Genomic DNA, 21,822 nt, shown 5'->3' with positions numbered 1-21,822 from the left:
CTCATGAGATTCCCGCTTTCGCGGGAATGGCATTCTATGAAACTGTCGGAGGGTCAGTAAAAAGTGGTCTTTGCATTTTTATCAGTAGCGGTTCTTGTGGCGAGCTTTCTTTTGTCTCTCATCATAAAAGATGAGTCGAAGAAGGCGTATATTGCATGTCTTGGTGCCTCGCTGGGCTCCGTGGCCGGCCTGCTCTCATTTAACGGTAACGTCGTCTTTGCGACCAACATGCCTTCGGTTACTTTTGCTTTCGGAATTGACCCGTTGAGCCGCTTCTTTCTGTTGGTCATTTTGGGTGTCTCCCTTCTCATCTCATTTTATGGCCTTGGATATGTAAGGGCGCAAAGAAATCTTATAGGTTCCGTCCCTTTCTTTCCCTTGCTGGTGGCGGCAATGGAGGGGGTTCTAATATCAAGGGATGCCTTTTCGTTCCTTGTCATCTGGGAGATAATGTCGCTTGCCTCGTTTTTTCTGGTCACGGCAGAGCACGAGAACAAGGAGGTTCAAAACGCCGGATGGATCTACCTTATCGCCACGCACCTGGCCACCGCATTTTTAATGGCGTTCTTCGTTATAATGGCCAAGGCCTCCGGGTCGATGTTGTTCAGCAAATTCACTGCTGATCCTTCATATACTCCGTTCACGGCCGGGCTTCTTTTTGTCTTTGCGGTGATAGGGTTCGGCACCAAGGCGGGAATATTTCCTTTCCACGTTTGGCTTCCTCGTGCACATCCCGCGGCGCCCAGCTATATTTCGGCTCTTATGTCGGGCGTTATGATAAAGACCGGCATCTACGGCATCTTGCGAACACTTACTTTTCTTGGGTCTCCTCCAATGTGGTGGGGGACTCTTCTTGTGATTGTCGGCGTAGTTTCCGCTGTGGCAGGTATCCTATATGCCCTCATGCAACACGATCTTAAAAGACTTCTCGCTTATTCCAGCGTTGAGAATATTGGCATCATAGTTATCGGTTTGGGTGTAGGCGTTATCGGTGCCGCTAAGGGAAACATGCCTGTTGCGGCCTTGGGATTTGGCGGAGCTATCTTTCATGTTTTAAATCATGCGTTGTTTAAAAGCCTCCTCTTCCTTTGCGCAGGTAACGTTGCCCATGCGGCGCATTATCTTTCTATAGACAGTCTTGGCGGCCTTATCAGAAAATTGCCACGCACCGCGTTTTTGTTCCTTATTGCCGCCTTATCTATTTGTGGTCTTCCTCCCTTTAACGGGTTCATAAGTGAGTGGTTTGTTTATTTGGGCGTTTTTAGTATAAGCAAAGGTTTTTCGGGTTACCCGATATTGCTTGCGGTTGTGGGTATCATCGGGCTCGCCTTTGTCGGAGGTCTTGCCGTTGCCTGTTTCACAAAGGTCTTTGGCATAGTTTTTCTGGGCGAGCCAAGGAACGACCTTCCAAAAGACTGTCACGAGGCCCCGAGGCTCCTTATCTATCCTATGGGCGTTCTTGCGCTCCTTTGTGCGGTCTTTGGCATCTTTCCGTTCTTGGTCCTGCCTTTTGTCTCTGCGGCGTCAATGGTCGTTCTCCCGGGACTTGCCGCAACAAGTTTGGGCGAACCATCGCTCACTTCTCTCTCATGGATAAGCGTTGCGTTCGCCGTTCTTATTCTATTAACGGCCTCGCTATTCTTTATTCGCAAGATGATCTTCCGAAAGAGATCGGTCAAGCACGCCGTAACATGGGATTGCGGTTATGCTTTTCCGACACCTCGAATGCAGTACACCGCGGCATCATTTGCAGAACCTGTCGGCACATTCTTCAGCTCCGTTCTTAAGCCGTCCGCGAGCGTTCAGTATCTTTCTGGGATATTTCCAAAGGCGGAAAATTTTGAAGAATATGTTTCAGACCGGGCAGAAAACGGGTTTTTTGAACCGTTGTTCGAGAGGATAGGCAGATTCCTGTTGTTCGTCAGGCGTAAAAGAAAGAACACGGCTCAAAGTTATCTTGCGCTGATATTTATCACCTTGATGGCGCTCTTTATACTGGAGGTGTGGTTTGGAATATAGGCCGCTCTCCGTTATCTTTCATTTGTTCGTTCTTTTAATTGTGCCGCCATTTTTTGCCGGTGTCATTAACAGGGTAAAATCCATCTTTGCCGGAAGGAAGGGGCCCCCGTTATTTCAGCTCTATTTCGATATTTTCAAGCTCCTTAAGAAGGACGCCGTTTACAGCAGAAGCACATCATACATCTTTCAGTTCGCTCCTCTTGTAGTTCTGGTTTCCGCTGTCTGCGCCGGCGCCATAATTCCTTTAACAGGGAACGCTCCGATACACTTTTACGGAGATATAATCCTTTTTGCGTATTTTTTTGCCCTATCCCGGTTCTTTATGGTCATTGCGGCGCTGGATACCGCTTCGAGCTTTGGGGGGATGGGCGCAAGCAGAGAGGCGGCGTTCGGAGCTTTTTCGGAGCTGACCACGTTCATCGTGATAATAGCGCTGGCGATAATTACCAGGTCCCTGTCGCTCGACAAGATATTCACCGGAGGCGGCCCGTATCTGATAGCCAAACCTTCCATAATACTTCTTTTTATCACGTTCTTTTTTATCCTTCTCACCGAGAATTCAAGGATGCCGGTGGACGACCCCAATACGCATCTTGAACTGACCATGATACACGAGGTGATCATGCTTGATTACAGCGGCCCGGACCTTGGCCTCATGCTCTACGCTGCCTCGATGAAGCTTTTTATTTTCATGGCATTTGCCGCGATGCTGATATCGTCAGACGCTTCTCACGGAATGTTTGTTGGCACTGCGTTGCTTCTTTTAAAGATCACCGTTTTGGCGGTAATTATAGGGGTCGTTGAATCAGTGACGGCAAGGGTAAGGCTGATCAGGATACCGCAACTTCTGATAGTATCGTTCGTGCTGTCGGTATTCGCCCTTTTGGTGGCGCTTTTCATGAAGGGGGTGCTGTGAACTGGATATTAATAGGCATAGTCCTTACTACGTTCATTGTTCTTGGCTCTTCGAGAGTGGATACTCGTATAAAGGCTCTGGCTTTTCAGGGCGCGCTTCTTTCGATGCTGCAGTTCGTTGTGCGGGGATTGGCCTTCGATATTCACAGCGTGCTTCTTCTTACGATCACCCTGGCGGTAAAGACCGTCGGCATACCTCTTCTTATCTTTCGCGCCATTAAGGGCATATCGAAGCATGCCGACAAAGAGCCCGCCATAGGTAACCACCTGCTTCTTTTAACGGCGTGTGTCATTACTATTTTTAGCTTTATGAACATTAAGATGTTCCCGTTGACCGCAGGTCCCGGCATTTCTCCCTTGCTGATACCGGCCGCTCTCACAACGGTCCTTACGGGTTTTCTCATCCTTGTCACAAAGACCAAGGCGGTGAACCAGATCATAGGTTTTATCATACTGGAGAACGGGATATTCACGTTCGGCATGACCATCGTCACTGAATTTCCTGCTATGGTCGAGATAGGGGTCCTTTTGGACCTTCTTGTCGGCGTGTTCATTATGGGGATCATGCTTTATCATATCAACAGGACATTTGACAATATAGATACAAGGGCGCTTTCGACGCTGGGAGACAGTTAAGTGATACCGTTACTGTTCATACCTTTTATTCTGGGATTAATCGCGCTTTTTATGAAAGGCGAGGGGAGACGCTACGTTCGCAGAAAGATACTTATTTCCGGAGCCCTTCTGCACAACATAGGAACCGTTTCCGTTCTGTTCTTCAGATGGCCCGACATTTTCGGTGATTATATCAACATTGACGGTGTGGGGCTGATATTTCTTTTTCTGATAAGCTCCATTTTTACTCTGGTCGCCTTTTACAGCCTCGGTTATTTTCCCTTGAAACGAAAAGTGGTGGAGGATGAGTCCGGCGGTCATGTATATGTCTCGTGCATGCTCTTTTTTCTCACCGCCATGACCCTATCTGCATCCACCACGCATATCGGGTTGTTATGGATAGCGATAGAGGCAACGACCCTTGCCTCGGCCCCTCTGGTCTATTATCGGCAGAACAAACGTTCGCTTGAGGCCGCATGGAAATATCTGCTTATATGTTCTGTTGGGATCGCGATCGCTCTACTCGGGGTGTTCTTTGTGGCGGCCTCAACAAGAGGGACCGGCGCCGAACTTTCGCTTTCGTCCCTTATGGCCCACGCGAAGGAGCTGGACCCCGATCTTTTGCGCATAGGATTCATACTCGTTCTGGTCGGTTTTGGAACGAAGATGGGGCTGGCGCCGTTGCATAACTGGCTTCCCGACGCCCACAGCGAAGCGCCTTCTCCCATATCGGCGCTACTTTCCGGTACGCTTCTTAACTGCGCCCTCCTGGGCATCTTAAGGTTCTACCAGATATGCATATCCGCCGGGCTGGGTGGTTTTGCCGGGCGTCTTCTGGTCGTATTCGGTCTTATATCGCTATTCGTTGCGGCCGTTTTTATTTTCCACCAGAAAGATTACAAGAGACTGCTTGCCTATTCCAGCGTCGAGCATATGGGCATAATAGCCGTCGGTTTTGGAATAGGTGCCGATTTTGCAAGCTTCTTGCACGTAGTAGGGCACTCACTTACAAAGACGCTTCTCTTCCTTACCGCCGGAAACATACTTGTTCTCTACAGGACAAAGATGGTCTCGGAGGTGAGCGGGCTTTTAAAGACCTCTGCACCCACGGGAATAATGTTCCTTATGGGTAGCCTTGCAATCGTAGGCTTGCCGCCTTTTCTTCCTTTTATCAGCGAGTTCCTGATACTTCGTGACGGTATATCGGGAGGGAACGTTATTGCCATGACGCTGTATCTTGTCTTTCTTGGGGTTATTTTTGTCACTATGTCCAGATCGGTGCTTAGAATGGTCCAGGGAAAGAAGAAGGAGCTCATATGGGGTGAGCTTCCCAAGATGGTATTGGTGCCGCCCATGATACTGGCCATGGCCGTGCTTCTGGCGGGGCTCTATCTACCCAGATATGTATCGATCCTTTTGGAGAACGCGGCGAGGATGATGAATATCTTATGACGAGGAACTTTACCACTTTAAGAAATGCGACTTCCTGCAAAGAGGAGGGGATACCTCTTCTTTCAATAGGTGACCTTAGGATCTGGATAATAGATACCTGCAAAACGCATGAAGGCAGGGTGGTGTCGCTGTTTGGGAACAGAACGGCGGATGGTAATGTCAGGCTCTACGGCATCCTTGGAATAGATGGCAAGGGCGAGATACGAATAGCATCGGCGGACGTTAACGGCATCTCTTATGAGTCGCTGACGCCTGCGTTGCCGGAAGCACACCTGTTCGAACGCGAGTTGCACGAGAACTTAGGGATAATCCCGAAAGGGCATCCGTGGCTGAAGCCGGTCCGCAAACAGGCCGGTTACAATTATTATTCTGTCTCGGGCGATTCTATTCACGAGGTGGCGGTTGGACCCGTTCACGCCGGGGTGATAGAGCCGGGGCATTTCCGTTTTCAGTGCCACGGTGAGAAGGTATTTAACCTTGAGATCCATCTTGGCTATCAGCATCGCGGTGTGGAGGAGATGATCAAAAACGCCGGACCTTCTAAGAGAATGATACTTGCCGAATCGATAGCGGGCGACAGCGTTATTTCTCACGGGCTTGCATATTGTCACGCAGTAGAAGGGCTTGCGATGAGGGAAGTGACCCAGCGGGCCAGGATAATAAGGGCGATGGCTCTGGAGATAGAACGCATGGCGAACCACGTGGGAGACCTTGGCGCCATTGCAAATGACGTGGGCTTTTTACCGGCCGCTTCATATTTTGGAAGGATAAGGGCGGAATTTCTTAACATGCTCCTTACCATCAACGGGAACCGTTTCGGGAGAAGCCTTTTGAAACCCGGCGGGGTCAGGTTCGACATCCCTCAAGAGATGGCAGAAGGTCTTAAGAAGAAACTCAAGCAGGGCATGAAAGACGTTAACGATACCGTGGAGCTGATGTTTGGGACCGCTTCTGTTATTGAAAGGCTTGAGGGAACGGGAACCGTGAGCCATGAAACTGCCAAAGAGCTAGGGTTGGTAGGCGTTGCGGCTAGGGCCTGCAATCTTCAAAGAGATGTCAGGCGTGATTACCCTTTCGGGCATTACAGGTTCGGCAAGTTCATTATTGCAAAGGCCGCATCGGGAGACGTGTTTGCGAGATCACGTGTAAGGTATCTTGAGATAAAGAGGTCGGCGGAGCTCGTTGCCGAGCTTCTTGAAAGAATGCCGAATGAAAAGGTGGATATTCAATGCGAAGGGCTTAACGCCTCTTCACTTGCTGTAAGTATGATCGAAGGCTGGCGTGGCGAGGTGGTCCATATTGCCAGGACGAACGGGAAAGGGGAGGTCATCCAGTACAAGATCGTCGATCCATCGTTTCATAACTGGACAGGGCTTGAAATGGCTCTCCGGAGCGGGCAGATATCCGACTTTCCTTTATGCAATAAGAGCTTTAACCTCTCTTATGCAGGGTACGATCTTTGACATAAAATCTATTATTCGGCGGCTGGCGGGGTACCGGCACTCAAGCCGCGCTTGAGTCACTTGCCTTTTCAGTCGTAAAACTTGTGTGGCTTTGGGTTCTGTCATTGCGAGCCCCGAAGGGGCGTGGCAATCTCCCATACATAGTTGACCGCTGAAGTTCGGTGGCTTTCGGGGTCCGGTCGGGTATGAGAGCGATGTCGCGGAGCCCCGCCACACAACAGCCAAAATGATTGGCGGGGTGAGCGCCAAGTCGGTGGCGCCGCGGCGTTTGAGCGGCGACAACCGACGGTCGCTCGAACACCCAACCGGATCCCGAAAGCCAAACGCGTTCCTCATGCGGGGATGTCGACACTTTCTAATGAAAGTGTCGTGAAATAGATTTTATGTAAAGTGAGCAAAGGTACTTATGATAAATATATTAAGAACAAGGATAAAACAGGGTCATCAGGCGTTACCGTTCCCTCCTGTCAAAAAGATGCCGGAACGTTTTCGGGGGCTTCCCGTTATCCATCCTGAAAAGTGTAAAGATAACTGCGAGGCTTGCAAGAACGCGTGTCCGAATGGTGCGATCTCAGCCGATCCTTTAACGTTGGACCTTGGAAAATGCCTGTTCTGTGAGGAGTGTGTTGCCTCCTGCCCGAACAGGGCCATAGAATATAGCGGAGATCTAAGGATGTCTGTCAGGGGGAGGAGCGACCTTCTTTTGAGGGGCGATGAGTTGAAGCTGGCAAAGGCGCTGCACGAAAGAACGCGCAAGCTCTTTGGGCGATCTTTGAAATTGCGTGTTGTGACCGCAGGCAGTTGTGCCGGCTGTGAAATGGAGCTTAACGCCTCTAGCAATATACAGTTCGATATAGGAAGGTTTGGGGTGCAGATAGTTGCCTCTCCAAGGCATGCCGATGGATTGATAGTTACCGGGCCCGTTACCGAGAACATGAAGCTTGCACTTGAAAAGACCTATGAAGCTGTCGCAACTCCAAAAATAGTCATCGCGGTCGGCGCATGTGCAATAAACGGCGGTCCGTTCGAGGGAGGTTCGTGCGTTCATGACGGCGCCTCATCTACCGTGCCTGTAGACCTTTTCATTCCCGGATGCCCGCCACACCCCATGACGATAATAGATGGGATAGTTCGCTTGCTGGGGCGTATTTAGTTTAAACTTGAATTTTTTCCGATTAACCGTTATTTAGGTCGTACAAAAAGGGGGAGCCATGAAAAAATTACTGGTTGTTCTTGCTTTATTCGTTTCTATTCCGGCGTTCGCAAACACAAAGGATGTTGTGAAGGTCTTTGAGAATGCCACCGTCGAAACGGGTGCGTCCGTCACCAACGCCGTGGTCGTTTTTGGCGATCTTAATGTGGAGGGGACGGTTCGGGATCATGCCGTTGTCATCGGCGGCGATCTGAACGTCTCTTCGAACGGAGGCGTGCTCGGCAAGACGGTCGTTATCTTCGGGAGCATAAATAAAGAGCCTGGTGCCGAGGTTGCCGACGAAATAGTCGAGCTTTCGTTAAAACGATTTTGCACTAAGAGCTCCTGCTCTACGTCGGACTTTGTGCTTCCCATTTTGGGACTTGCAACGATCGGGCTGGCGGGACTTATAGGCCTTTTTGCGGTGGTCGGGTTTCTTGCCATATTCCTTCTCATATCGCTTTTATTCACCGACAAAGTAGGGCGCGCGTCATACAGGGCCGAGAGGCATCCGTGGTGGTCCATCTATCACGGTCTTATTGTGGCGATACTTGTCCTGCCGGTCACGCTCTTTTTGGTGGTGAGCATCATCGGCATACCTGTGGTGCCGGTGCTATTCATAATCCTTTCGGCGGCAACGTTCTTTGGCTATACGGTCATCTGCCAGCTTATCGGCGTTAAGTTCTTCCGCGCCATAAAGAGGCCGGGCCGTCCGATGATAATAGAGGTGATAGTAGGCTTCATCATTCTGGCCATACTTTCATGCATCCCCGTTGCCGGATTTTTCATTAAAACAGCCGCATGGCTGGCCGGCCTCGGAGTCACGGTAGACACAAGATTCGGCACAAGGCCGAAATAGATCTGTTGCATATCATTGCGAGGAGGTTTTGCCGGCGAAGCAATTCAATGCACATATGGGAGCTTTCTTTTAGGCCGCATAAAAATGATTGATTATTGGGTCCTTATATTGTAGTAGGTCGCGTCGTTTGTGATTTGTTCATTGTAATTTGTAAGTTGCCGCCGCAAAGCGCGGCTCATGGTGGGCGTAGTTCAGCGGTTAGAACGCCTGGCTGTGGCCCAGGAGGTCGCGAGTTCAAATCTCGTCGCCTACCCATAAATCAAGACCCCGCAAGCATTTGCGGGGTTTTTGTTTTTAGGTTGTTTGCGTTGAAAACCCCTCCGGGGACACACACTTAATTATAGATAAGTCTCGTGAGCCAACCCCGATTTTCCCGATTTCATCATTCTCCTACAAGTTTTCCTTTTTATGTGCACGGTAGGCGATGACGGTTGCTTTTTCAAGAGTAACCAGCCCCTCATCAATCATGGGATCAATAGCTTCCATAAGAGTTTTAACGCGCTCCTGCTTGTCTACGATCTCGATTATTATGGGCAGGTCTTCCGAAAGGCGTAGAATCTTCGCCGTGTGCATTCGGCTATGAGCCCCAAAACCCATAAGGCCGCGCAAGACAGTGGCACCTGCCATACCTTGCTTTCTGGCCATATCAACTATGGCTTCATAAAGCGAACGCCCGTTATGACGATCGCTTTCTCCAATGAATATGCGCAATAGCTGCGCGTCAGAAGGTAACTGCATATTATCCTCCTCCTTTAAGTGATTTGGCAGCGGCTATTCCAAGAATGACGAGACCGATCCCCAGCACATTGTGAAGCAGGACGTTTTTAACCGATGCCGTCCACTCGGCTGCCCTGAGAAGCTCCGCCGTTTCCAACATGACCGAGGAGAAGGTTGTAAAGGCTCCGAAGAAACCGATGAAAATCACAGTACGGAGTTCGCCGCTTATTTCAAGATAGCGTTCTGAGAAGATCCAGAGAAAACCGGCAAAAAAGCAACCAATGGCGTTGACCGAGAGTGTCCCCCATGGAAACTCAGCATCGACAAAGCGGTGGACAAAGCCCCCGAGAAGGTAGCGTGACACGGTTCCCACCGAACCTGCCATGGAAAGCCAAAGAATTTTTGTGGCCATCAAATCCTCCTGGCGATGCGCTTGGCGCATCGCATATCAGGAGTCATCAGCCTTATTTGACGGGCGGTTATTGGGGAGACTCCATTCCCTTAAGTCGATCCGATCAATAGCACACTGACGGCGGCAATCAAGCACTTTGGAAAAAAAAGGAGAACAGCTAAAGTACACGATATTTTCAAGCTTTGTAAGTGTCGGATACTTACAGGGTGTTTTATGAGAAGATGATAATGATTGGATAATAAACTAAAACCGTGAATCTTAATCTCCCAAAGCACAACGGATTCAACAAGAAGGTTGATGAATATCTTGTAATGCTCCGGCAATCTAAAAATCGGCTGGCGGGCATTTCCGCGATTCATCACATGGTAAAAAGCACCCTCGTATTGCATGCGTAGTGGACGAGCCATAGTATGATGCGCCGCTACGACAATATCCACCGAAAGTAAAGAGTAAAGACTTGACCCCCCCTCCCCTCTGGCCAATACTTGTGGGTAATTGAAAGGTTCGCTGGGCGCTTACCTTAGATCACGCTGGAACTGTAGAAGATGGATTAGAGTGTGTGAAAAAATTGACGTTCATGGTGAACTCATCGTGAGCCCTTCGGCAGGCTCAGGATATGCCTGTCGAACGACGAACCCCCGTTTCACATTTCTCTTGCAATGTTTCTGGCAAGTGTTATGCGGCACTAATGCGTTACAATTGGCGAAGAAGCGCTGCAAGAAGAGGTTGCGGTCGTATTGCAATTGGTACGTTGTTGTCATTATTTTATATTCAAGAAGTTTTTTCCTTTCCAAACGTAGTAATTCATTCGGTAGACAATGTAAATCTTGATGCTCCCACGCATCATGGTCTGTCTGTGAAAATAGACAAGCTCTGGGATCCAAATTTGAATTTTTATGAAGTGCAACTCAAGCCGGATTCAGGAGGCATATATCCTCCGTGGGCAGTTTATAACACAACAATTAAGCCGTTCGATGGCGAAATGGTTATCATACCGTATCGTAATGGGATTATGGCTTTAAAGACAAGCACAAAATATTGCTTAAGAATGCGTGCCGTTTATGCAAGCGGCATAACTCCGTGGGTAGAGTCGTGCGGCATCGTTCTTAGCGTTGGAAATGTTTCGCAAGGCGATTCGGATGGCGACGGCTTGTCGAATGCGCAGGAATATGCGCTAGGCACCGATCCGAACAACAAAGATTCCGATCTCGATTCTATGGCTGACAAAGATGAACTGAACAATAATACGGATCCAAATAAAGCGCTTTATGCCAACGTATTCGTCAAAACGCCATCACTTGATTTTGGTGTTGGCAACAATTTTGGCACGTACCCAGGCCAGCACCAGTTTATTCTGATCGTGAACAAAGGCGATCAGGTGGCCAAGATAGACAGCATTAAATTATCTTCGCCGCACTTTAAGATTGGCACGTATTCACAGCTATTGACACACATACCTCCTAAAAATGAGCTTCGCTTGCCAGTTTCTTTCCTTCCTCAAAGCGGGGGTAATCATCAAGCAACTGTAGAGGTCAAGATAGCATACGATCCGGAGCCGCTTCCTCTTGTTCAGCTTTATGGCGCAGGTAGCGAGATGCCAAATTGTATTATCTCAACCGAAAATGAATCACTTGATTTTGGAGAAATGAATAGCGGCGATATAAATTTGGCAAGAAAAGACATTGCTATATCAAATCTTGGAGACGCTGCTGATTATAAAAATGAAACCGAGCCGCTCGCGTTCACAGTGCTTACTGATAATCTTGGGATAGTGCCTGGCCTGCGCGGATTATCAATTCCGCCGGGAGAGAAAATAAATCTTCCTGTAATAATTCCGCACATAACTCCAGGCGATTATTCCGGAAATTTGATTATCAAGACATCGGCGTGTGGGGAACGTGTTATAAAAATAAATGCTAAGGCCAAGTGAGGTTTTATGAGTGATGATAATAGTTACCGACTTGATAATCTTTTATATTTCGGCGCATCTGCCGGTTTTGCAAAGTTTCGGCGTAGTAGTGAATTAGACCCATACGAAACGGACTATAGTGAATTTGAACTTCATCTTGGCATCGAGGCTGTAAGACTTTTTCAGTTTCCGTTCTTATTTGATACAAAACTACAGTCAGACCTTATTGTTGAAGCGCAATATTCGTATACTGGTGGAGATGAAATCAACTTAGGTTCTCACAGACATCTGTTATCAGGCAAAGTAGGACTACGCACCCGTTTCTTTTTGGTGCGGCAGTTCAGCATATTCCTAGATACCATGGGAGGTATCGGTTGGTCACATAGCGAGCTTAATTTCGGCAAAGGTTTTCCTCTTCCGAAGGATGATGTTGGAAACGTGTTGGGACAATTGAAGGGCGGTATTGAAATCTGCTTCGGCGGCAACGTCTGCCTTGTGCCTAACATCAGCACAATATGGGATTTTTCATTTGCGGCGAAGCAAGACTATATACATGGAAACGTGATATTTGGTTTAGATATCTTTTTCAAACCGAAGGAGGAAGAAGAAAAAAAGGAAGAACCCGCGAGGGAGATAAAAGAGACGTTAGCAGAAGCGCCACCGCCACTTATAAAATATGTGATAGTAGAAGGACCGTCGCCACCGCCGATTATACAAAAAGTGAAATGGACAAGAACGAAGGTAATAGAAAAAATGACTTGGTTTGAATTGCCACTCACATTCTCCAATGACAATCCCGACATACTACTTCAGCCTCAATGGTTTGCCGAACAAAACGGTGGGAGGATGTATGAATGTTATTCAAACCCCCAACTTGACCATTTCATGCGTACCGTTTACAAATGGTTTAAGCGTGTCAATCCTGACGGGAAAGATGATTATCGGATGATTATCCGTGTCAAGGCTTATGCAAATGATACAGGCACCCCTAAACACAACAGAGAACTTGTATTGGGACGCAGCCATGCGGTTATTGATTATTTGGTGGCAGATAAGAAGGGAGAGGTGTACCAAAGCAAAATAAAAGGTATGAAATCTATAGATAGTGAGGAGCGTTTGCGTGAGGTAGGTAGTGACGCCCAGCGTAAAATTTGCGGATTTCAGGATAGCCATGGAGGCAGAGTTGGGTCGCTAAAAGAACTTGCTGGTAAAGGAGATGTTGAGATTATAAATGAAAATGAGGAGTTAATCAAAAAGCATCCGGAACATGATCCGATAATGGATATTACTGACGAGTTTAAAGTGCATATTTCGGATGCATCAGATCCAAGCTATAGAACAGTGCGCTTTGGCATACAACTTCTTAGGAACGGGTTACATCTGGAAAACATCGAGATGGATAAATTTATAAAGATGATTCAACTTTCAAGGGACTAAGCTGATGATCAAAAAAGCAACATTATTTATGGCATTGTTATTTGTTTCGTCGGTTGCTTTTGCCGCCGACAACACCTATCTTGTCAGCTCGCTTAGCGATAAACAACAGGAGGGTACGCTTAGGACTATTCTTCATTATGCATGCGATAGCGACGGGAGCGATTTGGTTAAATTTGCCAAGACGAGGCTTGATCAATTAAGGATATATCTTAAGAGGCCGCTGGTGATACCCGAAGACTGCAAGGGGCCTGTGACGATGATGGGTTCTGATGAAGCCGAAACAATCCTTGACGCTTCAGACTTTGAAGGGACTGCAAAGGGGAGTAATTGCACGCTGGATATTTATTCCAATGCCAACGCGGTGGCATATTTTGGTTTTTCGGGAAACAGGCATGGAGCCGCTGTCTGTGTCTATGGCCGGAGCAATGACATTTTTGAAAACAGAATGGGAGTTGAGAAGTACGGTTCTCTAAACGAAAACGTTCACGGAATTGTGGTGTCTAAAATATTTTCAAAAAATAATGGAGGCATGAATGGATCTTTTACGACCATCAGGAAAAATATCATTGGCCAGCAACCGGAGCATGGCATTATCATCGACGCTGATTCTGTATCCGTCACCAAAAACGAGATCACATCCTCTGGCGGGCACGGTATCCAGCTTGAAGGCGATGGCATTGAAATTTCAGAGAATATCATTGCAGGAAACGGCGGTTGTCCACCCAAGGGCAAGGCCATTGAGGGGCAAGAATACTGCTATGACGGGGACGCGCTGGGAGGCGCTGGAATTTATATAAAGGGTGGTTCTAGCAATGTGCTGATTGGAGGCGATAATTTTGAGGAAAGAAACATTATCCAATTTAATAGAAATGGCGGAGTTGTTCTATACAATTCCAAAGAAACCGATTTGATCAAGATCACCCATAATCAAATATCTAAAAATTATGGAACTGAAGTAGGGATCGATATGAGAGGAGATGGAGTAACAGAGAACGATATTTTGGATTTAGATGTTGGCCCTAACGCTCTTCTAAATTTTCCTGAGCATCTTCAGGCATTCCGGCTTGTTGGTGACCGCCATTGGATATGGGGAGTGTCATTTTTTACGGATGATATTGAACTTTATGGTGTGGCACCGGAGGACTTTAACAGAGGAGTTATTCATGGAGGCGGGGACAGTTTTTACGGTGACATGACAATTGCATCAAACAGTTTTGAAGCAATCCATAACAATCTAAACTTTTCAGAGGCAAAGGCGGTTACAGCAGTGGGGCTTGCTATAGATGGCAATACGTCCGAATATAGCCTTAATGCTGGCGTTTCTATGGACGAGGATTATGATGGCATTCTCGATGAGTTGGAGACCGGTGATGGAACGAAAGCATCCGGTGGAACATCCCCTGACAATGCCGACAGCGATGGCGATGAGCTTCCCGACCCCATCGAGGACAGAAATCGCAATGGCGAATGGGAGCCTGAATTAGGAGAACTCTGCGCGTATAATCCAGACACAGATAATGACGGTATATCTGACGGGGCAGAGACGCACGGTGACGGAGTTTATGACAAGGGAAGGGACACCGACCCATTCAAACCCGACACTGATGGCGATGGTCTTGTCGACGGAGATGAAGATAAAAATGGTAATGGAATTTGGGATGGATATTTGAAAGAAACGAGTCCGCTTCTTGTGGATTCTGATGGCGATGGTTTTGGAGACGTGGTTGATTCTTGTCCGAGCATTGCAAACCCTGGTCAGGATCCGTGGTATTGCTATTGATATGAAAGATTAAAATGGCTAACATTTTCGAAAATATTATTAAAATTCTTGCTGTTCCATTTGGCATAAGCGGTTGTGCGCATCCGGATAACGAAATATCGGTGCCGAATGAAACAGATACGATAGATGTCATTTATACGCATGATACGTATGACGAGGAGGCGTGCATACCTGAAACATGTGATGGCTTAATCGATTATAGCCGCAAGCAGGGAGATAAATCTTTGTGCATATATTTTTCGGAAGCCGATATTGGTTTCACGAGCGAGAACGTGCATGCAGGTATTCAAGTTGCGGATCTTGATGGTGACGGCTATGACGATGTTTATGTTCTAAATGAAAACTCGGCCAACCAGCTTTTTATAAATTTAAATGGAAAGTTTGTTGATAAATCCAAAGAATTTCACCTTGATATAGAAGGCTATAATAGGAGCGCATTTTTTGGAGATCACGAGCAAGACGGCGATTTAGATCTTTTGCTTGTCGGGGATTTAGGAACACGTCTTTATAGAAATAATAGCGGTCAGTTCGATAAAGGCGTTCAGATAGATTCGAATCCTGCGATGGCGGGAATCATGCTTTACGCGGACATCCTAACGGCCACCGATAACGGCACAAGATTTTATCGCAATGTCTCTGCAAACACGTTTGAAGAAGATGCCTTAAATAGCGGTCTCTACGATTCAGGAGCAGGCTCCGCTTTTGCTGTCAACGATTACAATAACGACGGGCTTGACGATATTTATCTAGCCAATTTTACCGGAAAAAACAGGTTTTTTAAAAATACTGGCAATGGATATTATGAATCTGTTGAAGATAAGCTAGGAGCCGAAGGAGAGTTTGGCAGTTCAACGTCTGCCACGTGGGTAACGCTTCAGCCGGAAGATATAAGTCCGGCGCTTTATATTTCAAACTGGAATACTGCCAATCTTCTTTATGTTCATTTAGGTAATGGAAAATATGAGAATAAAGCGGCCGACCTTGGGCTTCAGGACGCTGGCAACACGACGTGCGCTAAATGGGCTGATTTTTTGAATGATGGTTATCCGGGTCTTTTTTTGTGCCGCTATAATCAAATGAATCTTTTGTATTTGCCGCGATTGGATGTGATGTCGTATCAAAATATAGCCTATCCCGCTAAAATGGCTGTAGAGACCGCGACTATTTCTGCGGCGTGGCTTGATTATGATCGTGATGGGCTATTTGATTTGATTGTTGTAAGCGAGGCGGGAATTACTGCCTATCACAATGAAACCCATTGGGTAAAAGCGTGCAAATGAGAGGGTGATTATGAAGAGCGTAACGTTAATTATTTCGGTCATATTTATTTTTGCCGCATGCGGGGGTTCAACTTCCTCGGATATTGCGGGCGAGCCGTCTTTGCCTTTAGCTGGCAATAGTCAGGGAGTAGCGGGTGCGGAAGTTTCTGCAGAGCTTGTATTAGGTGGCGGAGAAAATAGTGTTGTGGCTAGACAGTCACCAAGTTTTCGAATAATCTTCAACGAGGATGGCACGGTGGCGGGTATGGGCGGGGTTGATTTTAATCCATGTTTTGCAAAGTCGTGTGTGCCAAAAGAGGATTTAGTTGAAACTCCGGAGATTAAGCTAAGGACATCGTTAGACTGGAATCGGGTGAAGAAAGATTAGTCGGCAGGAACAGGGTTTCAAACTTATGAAGCTAATCAACCACATTATTGTTTTATTTGTTCTCTTGACCGCGCTTTCGAATACAGCTTACGCTGGTTCGTCTTTAGATTATTATGTTGGGCCGGAAGGCATTCCAGAAACTGGGCCTGTCATTGGAGGTGTTACCGGAGCTGGTGGGACAAACGAAGGCGGGAGCCAGGGCGTACAGACAGACGAGTTCACCGGAGCCGCAACCTATTCCATTCCGATAGCAATTCCTCCTGGTCGCGGCGGCATCGATCCGAAGATTTCCTTAAATTATAACAGTTACAGGAAGAATCCCAACAGCTGGGTTGGTTACGGCTGGGAGATGGAGCTGGGGTCAATTGTAAGGATATCCGACCGGGGAAATGTTGACTATGTGAAGGGCCAAAAGTTTGAATATCGGCTTATGGGGCAGTCGGAAACGCTTGTTTTAATCAGCGCGGATGTTGATCTCGCGCAATATGGCTTAACCGGATTTGGCGGGGGCAAAGGGGATTTATATTCGGCAAAGGTTGATTCTGCGCGCAACATTTATTTGCATATTAAGAGTGGCGCTACCGATTACGGTTGGTGCGTAATCGACAAAGCTGGGCGGAAGTATTTTTTTGGCGGGAAGAAAGAGTCGCGCGACCAGAAATATGTAGATGACAGGCTTTGGATAGCAAGTTGGCTTATCGACAAGGTGATCGACGGAAACGGCAACGAGATGAACGTGAACTATAGCGCGCTTACAGTGGACGGCGTTGCGGTTCCCAAACTTTTGCCTGATTCGATAATTTATAATGATATAAAAATAGAGTTTAACAAGAGCGAGCTAGACGATCCAAATGTTCATTATTTTCCGAATTTCAGGCAGGGGTTTTTGAACAGGTACCAGGTAAGAAGGCTTGAGGGCATTACAGTATCTAAGAAGGGTTTTTTTGGGATATGGATCAGACTTCATAAGGTAGCTTTGGCGTACAAGAATTCGAAGTTGAACGCGGTTCCGCTTTTAGCGAGCATTACGAAACACGGAAAGTCCGACGCAGAGACACTTCCGCCGATTAAAATCAATTATTTTGAAGGGGATAAAATCGAGTTTGGAAAAGTGTGGGTAGCGAAGGCGTCTTACGGCACGTCGGGCGGTTTTTTGAACGATCTCAATCGGGCTTTTGTTGATATGAACGGCGACGCTCTTCCGGATCAAGCGATAGGCGAGCATGGGTCGGCACGCATAACCGTCAGGCTTAACAATTACAACGGGTTTGATGCGACGCAGGATTGGCCGGACCCTTTTGCCTTTGTCCCCGAAGTAAATGGAAGGCTTAACGTTGAGGCGGCAGAGAACGATCATCGTTATGTTTTTTTGGTAGATATGAACGGCGACGGTTTACCAGATCGCGTCATGCGGACATTTGAAAATAATGATACGGGTTCTGATACCGCGTATTTTGCGATAGCGTTTAACACCGGTTCTGGCTTCGAGCAAACGCCTACGGCTTGGAAAGATCCGTATAAAGGCGAATGGGCAGGCACAATAGGTAGCGACAAAGGGCTTATCGACATGAACGGTGACGGTCTCGTAGACCGCATTGTGGGGAAAGGAAGTGGGTTTAACGTTTGGTATAACAGCGGCGCAGGCTTTAAAACGCCGTCGGTTTTTTGGAAGGATCCGATGTCTGCGGCGTTTTCTGACAATCCAGCAGTTGGAAAGATTCGTTACTATAAGGACGGCAAGCTTTATGTTGATATTAGAGACATGAACGGCGACTCTCTTCCCGACCGGGTTAACGGCACAATCATTTACACTGGAGACGGAGTTGTTCACAAAGGGCTCTCGGTAAGGCTCAATTTAAATGGCAACGGCTGGGCTGAGCCAAAGGTAATCACTTGTCCTGGAACCGAAGTTTCCATATGCGTAGGGTACGATTCCAATGAAATTCTTGGCATAATCGATCCGGGGACATCAGGAAGCGGTTTTGGTTTTATTAGCGACGCGAGCACAGATCTTATTGATTTTAACGGTGACGGTTATTTAGATAGAATTGCAGGCGACCCATCTTCGGGCAAATTCAAGATATATTTTTACAAAGGGATAGCCCCTGATTCAGACGAGGCGCATTTTTCCACAACTCCGCTAACGCTTACGGATCCTGCGTTAGGCGAAGGTGAAGCAGTTAGCGGATATGTTTCCAGCGGATTTTCGGGTTTTGTCGATATCAACGGCGATAATTATCCCGACCGCGTAAGCGTTAAGAAGGACGGCGAATTCAACAATTACCAATTTTACCCGATGTCGTTCGATGCGATTGGTTATTCGGATAATTTAATGTCGTTTAATAATTATCCGAAGATGAGCCAACCTTCTAACGGTCTCAAAGACCTTGATAACGGCCAGGGTTTTAAGACGGCTACCGAATATTTTTCGTCGTCGTATCCTCTGCAATTTGATAAGTCGACGCACACATTTTTGCCGGCATCTTTGTATCTGGTTCACAAGCTTTATCGGCAGGATCCGACCGTTCCTATTGACATGACAGTGGAAGCGCTAAGGCATCCCAATATGCGCTTTGTGACATATTGGTATTATGGTGGAAACATTTTTGTAAGATACGCGCAGAAGGGTAGCGGCGACTCGCTCAAAGAGGAATATGTTTCGCGGTTCAACGGATTTCAGCATGTTGAGAAAATATATGCTCCGATGAGTTCTGAAACTTGGGTGCAATACAAAGAGATTTTGAAATTTCATCAGGCGCTGGGCGATGTGGCAATCGCGAAAAAAAACAAGTACGCCTATTTTGAAGAAGCCGGGTATTCGCATTTTGCATTAACCGGCAAGATGTATAGAAAAGAGCTCAAAGAAGGGACGTTAGTAAGAAAGAAAGAGAGTTTTACATGGGACGTGAACGCCTCTTCAACTAATCCGGATTATACAAACATTAATTGCACGACAAAAGCCTGCACGGTCAAACTTTCATTGCGAGAGATGATAACAAAAGAGCCTGCGAGCCCGGCTTTAGCGGTTACTACCAAAACAAGCTACGTATACGACGATAATCTAAACGTAATACAGGAAAATTATTATGCCAACTCGTCGCTAAAGTTATCGACTGCGAGCGTATATTTTCCGTCTGCGCAATTTGGCAATTTACAGATACGCGATCGGCTGAAGGAGCGCGTAGCGAGTTTAGGCGGCGAGGTTTTTAGGAAGAAGAGTTTTCATTATGACGCGCACGGGAACCCTATAAAAGAGGCTTCGTATACATCAGCGAGCAAGTCAGAGGAGATAGTTCGCAAGTTTAACGCGGTTGGAAATATTATCAGCATCACAGGGGCGGACGGAGTAAAGAAGGCGATAGATTATGACAGTAGCGATCTTTTTCCGATAAAGGACACGATTACACTAGAAAGTGGCGGAACGATAGAGACAAAGCGGGAGTATGACAGATTAACCGGTCGGCCAAGGAAGGAGACAAACCAGAGCGATGTTGGGAAGAAGATAGCATACGACGCGTTTGGGAGGGTAACGGCAGAATATTTAGTGAGGAGCGACGGTATTCTTACAGGTATCAGTAATTTAGATTACGAATATATCGATGTAAATGTAGACGGAGCGTTGACAAGAGTATTAAAGACGCGTTATTTTAGGACGCAGCCTGGTTATTCTGAGACGATGTTTAGTTTACCGTACGAGATAACGTACACAGACGGGGCGGGATTTGTTTTGCAGAGGTGCACGCTTTCCGAGCGAGCGAGTTATCGTGTAATCTACGCGCGCAGATATAACGCAGGCAGATTACAGAAAGAGACGGAGCCGATATTTTCGGCAAATTGCGGGTTTGCGCAAACACCAACGCCTACCGAACATGTTTCAAGTATCGAGCGGGATTTGTTTGGAAGGCCTGTAAAGATTACGCCTCCTGCTGGCGACGCAGAATCTCCGACCGAGCCAATTACGATTGCATACAAGCAAGAATTTGGCCAGCGTGTGAGAGACATCACCTTGCCGAAGAATCAGAAAAAGCTGGAATCTTACGACACGATGGGTCGTCTTGTTAAAGTAACAGGTAGCGTAAACGACACGATACTTTACGCCTATAATCCTGTAGGCGATTTATTGACGGCAACGAGCGCCGGCAAGAAGCTAATCGAAGCAAAATACGATCTTCTTGGGCGAAAGGTAGAGACCGTAGACGCCGACATGGGAAAATGGCAATACGTTTACGATCAATTTGGAAGGCTTATTACGCAGACGGACGCTTCGAATCAAAAGACGCAATTTACCTACGACAACGTTAGCCGAGTGACGAAGAAGATGTATTACAAGTCAGACGGCTTAGTCGAGAAGTTCGAGAATTACGCTTACGATGCTGGCGAATCCGGGTACGACGTAAAATCAGGCGAGCTTGCAAACGTGATCGAGAAGGACGGTAGCGGCAAGCTCCTGCGTGAATCTAAATTTTCGTACGATCCGTTATACAGGCGCATAGCGAAGATGAGCAGAGATACGCAGGGACTAGGCGAATTTGCACAGACGTTTGTGCACAACTCTATAGGACAAGTATCGAACACGATCTATAACGACGGCCAGCAAGTATATTACACATACAATATTATCGGCGGATTAAAACAAGTGTGCGATAACGGCGCGTGTAGCGGAGAAATATATTATGAGATAGAGCCCAATACCGGTTATAACGCCCAAGGCTCGCTACTTGAAGAGTGGTACGGGAACGGCGTGAAGGGGCTCTATGAATATTATGCCAAGAGCCATAGGATGTCGAAGAAGGCCATCGGTCTTGACGATAAGACATATTACGAAAAGAAATTTACCTATGATTCACAATCGAATATCACGAGCTTAACTGACCCGCTTAAGTTGGTCGGGGCGATATCGATAAAGAGCGCAAGTTACGACAACGCGAACCGGTTGAAGACCGCTGATCTCACCGGTGCAAGTTCTATCAGCATGAACTACGACGCGCTTGGGAACATGCTGAAGAACAGCACGGTGTATGGCGCAAACACTTACGTTTACGGTTCAACCAAGCCGCACGCGGTAACACAAATTGGAACCGAGAACTTTATATACGACGCCAACGGCAACATGACGTCTGACGCGTATCGTACGATGAGCTACAACACGGCGAATCAGCTAAAGCAAGTAACGATGAAGAACGGTGCGGTGGTTGAATATGACTACGACTACGCCGGAACGCGAGTGATGAAGAAAGTCTCGACGAAGGATACGTACAACAAGGCTGTAGAATACACGGTACACTACTTAGGCAACGCGATAGAGATAAAACCTGCGACCGACGAAGTCATCCTGCACATCTACGCCGAGGGAAAGTTGATAGCGACAAAATACGCAGGCAAAGTGAGCGACACGTTTGGCTCGT

General features: G+C 47.2%; 16 protein-coding genes and 1 tRNA gene. 14 read left to right on the top strand and 3 right to left on the bottom strand.

Features of this window, described 5'->3' with window-relative positions:
• The first annotated feature begins 63 nt into the window (after positions 1–63).
• From COV46_06370 to COV46_06335, 8 genes are all read left to right on the top strand, one after another.
• Entirely contained in the window at positions 64–2,019 is a 1,956-nt protein-coding gene (locus tag COV46_06370) for a hydrogenase (GenBank protein ID PIR16923.1), read from the top strand.
• Positions 2,009–2,935 (top strand): hydrogenase, encoded by a 927-nt coding sequence (locus COV46_06365; GenBank protein PIR16922.1) that lies wholly within the window; start codon positions 2,009–2,011, stop codon positions 2,933–2,935. The genes COV46_06370 and COV46_06365 overlap by 11 nt, the downstream gene beginning before the upstream one ends.
• A complete protein-coding gene (locus COV46_06360) occupies positions 2,932–3,570 on the top strand; it encodes a hydrogenase (protein ID PIR16921.1) in 639 nt (212 codons plus the stop codon). The genes COV46_06365 and COV46_06360 overlap by 4 nt, the downstream gene beginning before the upstream one ends.
• 51 nt (positions 3,571–3,621) lie before the next feature.
• A complete protein-coding gene (locus COV46_06355) occupies positions 3,622–5,001 on the top strand; it encodes a hypothetical protein (GenBank protein PIR16920.1) in 1,380 nt (459 codons plus the stop codon).
• Positions 4,998–6,464 carry a hydrogenase gene (locus COV46_06350; GenBank protein PIR16919.1) on the top strand — a complete coding sequence of 489 codons (1,467 nt, stop codon included), beginning with the start codon at positions 4,998–5,000 and terminating at the stop codon, positions 6,462–6,464. Before COV46_06355 ends, COV46_06350 begins: the two co-directional genes overlap by 4 nt.
• Before the next feature lie 406 nt (positions 6,465–6,870).
• On the top strand, positions 6,871–7,617 hold the full coding sequence (locus tag COV46_06345) for a hydrogenase (GenBank protein PIR16918.1): 747 nt from the start codon (positions 6,871–6,873) through the stop codon (positions 7,615–7,617).
• A gap of 58 nt (positions 7,618–7,675) precedes the next feature.
• Positions 7,676–8,515 (top strand): hypothetical protein, encoded by an 840-nt coding sequence (locus COV46_06340; GenBank protein PIR16917.1) that lies wholly within the window; start codon positions 7,676–7,678, stop codon positions 8,513–8,515.
• A 180-nt stretch (positions 8,516–8,695) separates the two neighbouring features.
• Positions 8,696–8,770 (top strand) — tRNA-His (locus COV46_06335).
• Positions 8,771–8,905: 135 nt separating this feature from the next.
• Here the strand turns inward: COV46_06335 and COV46_06330 are convergent.
• Genes COV46_06330 through COV46_06320 form a run of 3 tightly spaced genes read right to left on the bottom strand, consistent with a single transcriptional unit; the run spans position 8,906 to position 10,051 of the window.
• A complete protein-coding gene (locus tag COV46_06330) occupies positions 8,906–9,253 on the bottom strand; it encodes a hypothetical protein (GenBank protein PIR16916.1) in 348 nt (115 codons plus the stop codon).
• Position 9,254: 1 nt separating this feature from the next.
• The gene (locus COV46_06325) at positions 9,255–9,674 is read right to left on the bottom strand and encodes a chromosome condensation protein CrcB (protein ID PIR16915.1); all 420 of its coding nucleotides are present in this window, start codon (positions 9,672–9,674) and stop codon (positions 9,255–9,257) included.
• A gap of 59 nt (positions 9,675–9,733) precedes the next feature.
• Positions 9,734–10,051 (bottom strand): hypothetical protein, encoded by a 318-nt coding sequence (locus COV46_06320; GenBank protein ID PIR16914.1) that lies wholly within the window; start codon positions 10,049–10,051, stop codon positions 9,734–9,736.
• Between the two features lie 347 nt (positions 10,052–10,398).
• Between COV46_06320 and COV46_06315 the strand changes: the two genes are divergently transcribed.
• The 6 genes from COV46_06315 to COV46_06290 form a co-directional block, all read left to right on the top strand.
• Entirely contained in the window at positions 10,399–11,574 is a 1,176-nt protein-coding gene (locus tag COV46_06315) for a hypothetical protein (GenBank protein PIR16913.1), read from the top strand.
• A 6-nt stretch (positions 11,575–11,580) separates the two neighbouring features.
• A complete protein-coding gene (locus tag COV46_06310) occupies positions 11,581–12,990 on the top strand; it encodes a hypothetical protein (protein ID PIR16912.1) in 1,410 nt (469 codons plus the stop codon).
• Positions 12,991–12,994: 4 nt separating this feature from the next.
• On the top strand, positions 12,995–14,770 hold the full coding sequence (locus COV46_06305) for a hypothetical protein (protein ID PIR16911.1): 1,776 nt from the start codon (positions 12,995–12,997) through the stop codon (positions 14,768–14,770).
• A gap of 14 nt (positions 14,771–14,784) precedes the next feature.
• A complete protein-coding gene (locus COV46_06300) occupies positions 14,785–16,050 on the top strand; it encodes a hypothetical protein (protein ID PIR16910.1) in 1,266 nt (421 codons plus the stop codon).
• 10 nt (positions 16,051–16,060) lie between these two features.
• Positions 16,061–16,417, top strand: a complete 357-nt coding sequence (locus COV46_06295; protein ID PIR16909.1) for a hypothetical protein — start codon at positions 16,061–16,063, stop codon at positions 16,415–16,417.
• 25 nt (positions 16,418–16,442) lie between these two features.
• Positions 16,443–21,822, top strand: a 5,380-nt coding sequence (locus COV46_06290) for a hypothetical protein (protein ID PIR16908.1), incomplete at its 3' end; no start/stop codon positions are given.

This window comes from Deltaproteobacteria bacterium CG11_big_fil_rev_8_21_14_0_20_49_13, assembly GCA_002796305.1.
In the GTDB taxonomy this organism is placed as follows: Bacteria; UBA10199; UBA10199.
The sequence above is the reverse complement of the archived record's forward strand: the minus strand, read 5'-3'. Positions and strand labels throughout refer to the sequence as shown.

Bases quoted from the DNA above. Each gene is read 5' to 3' on its own strand.
- COV46_06330 (PIR16916.1), bottom strand. From the start codon at position 9,253: ATGCAGTTACCTTCTGACGCGCAGCTATTGCGCATATTCATTGGAGAA.
- COV46_06350 (PIR16919.1), top strand. From the start codon at position 4,998: ATGACGAGGAACTTTACCACTTTAAGAAATGCGACTTCCTGCAAAGAG.
- COV46_06295 (PIR16909.1), top strand. From the start codon at position 16,061: ATGAAGAGCGTAACGTTAATTATTTCGGTCATATTTATTTTTGCCGCA.
- COV46_06340 (PIR16917.1), top strand. From the start codon at position 7,676: ATGAAAAAATTACTGGTTGTTCTTGCTTTATTCGTTTCTATTCCGGCG.
- COV46_06320 (PIR16914.1), bottom strand. From the start codon at position 10,051: ATGGCTCGTCCACTACGCATGCAATACGAGGGTGCTTTTTACCATGTG.
- COV46_06310 (PIR16912.1), top strand. From the start codon at position 11,581: ATGAGTGATGATAATAGTTACCGACTTGATAATCTTTTATATTTCGGC.
- COV46_06300 (PIR16910.1), top strand. From the start codon at position 14,785: ATGGCTAACATTTTCGAAAATATTATTAAAATTCTTGCTGTTCCATTT.
- COV46_06325 (PIR16915.1), bottom strand. From the start codon at position 9,674: ATGCGCCAAGCGCATCGCCAGGAGGATTTGATGGCCACAAAAATTCTT.
- COV46_06345 (PIR16918.1), top strand. From the start codon at position 6,871: ATGATAAATATATTAAGAACAAGGATAAAACAGGGTCATCAGGCGTTA.
- COV46_06355 (PIR16920.1), top strand. From the start codon at position 3,622: ATGAAAGGCGAGGGGAGACGCTACGTTCGCAGAAAGATACTTATTTCC.
- COV46_06305 (PIR16911.1), top strand. From the start codon at position 12,995: ATGATCAAAAAAGCAACATTATTTATGGCATTGTTATTTGTTTCGTCG.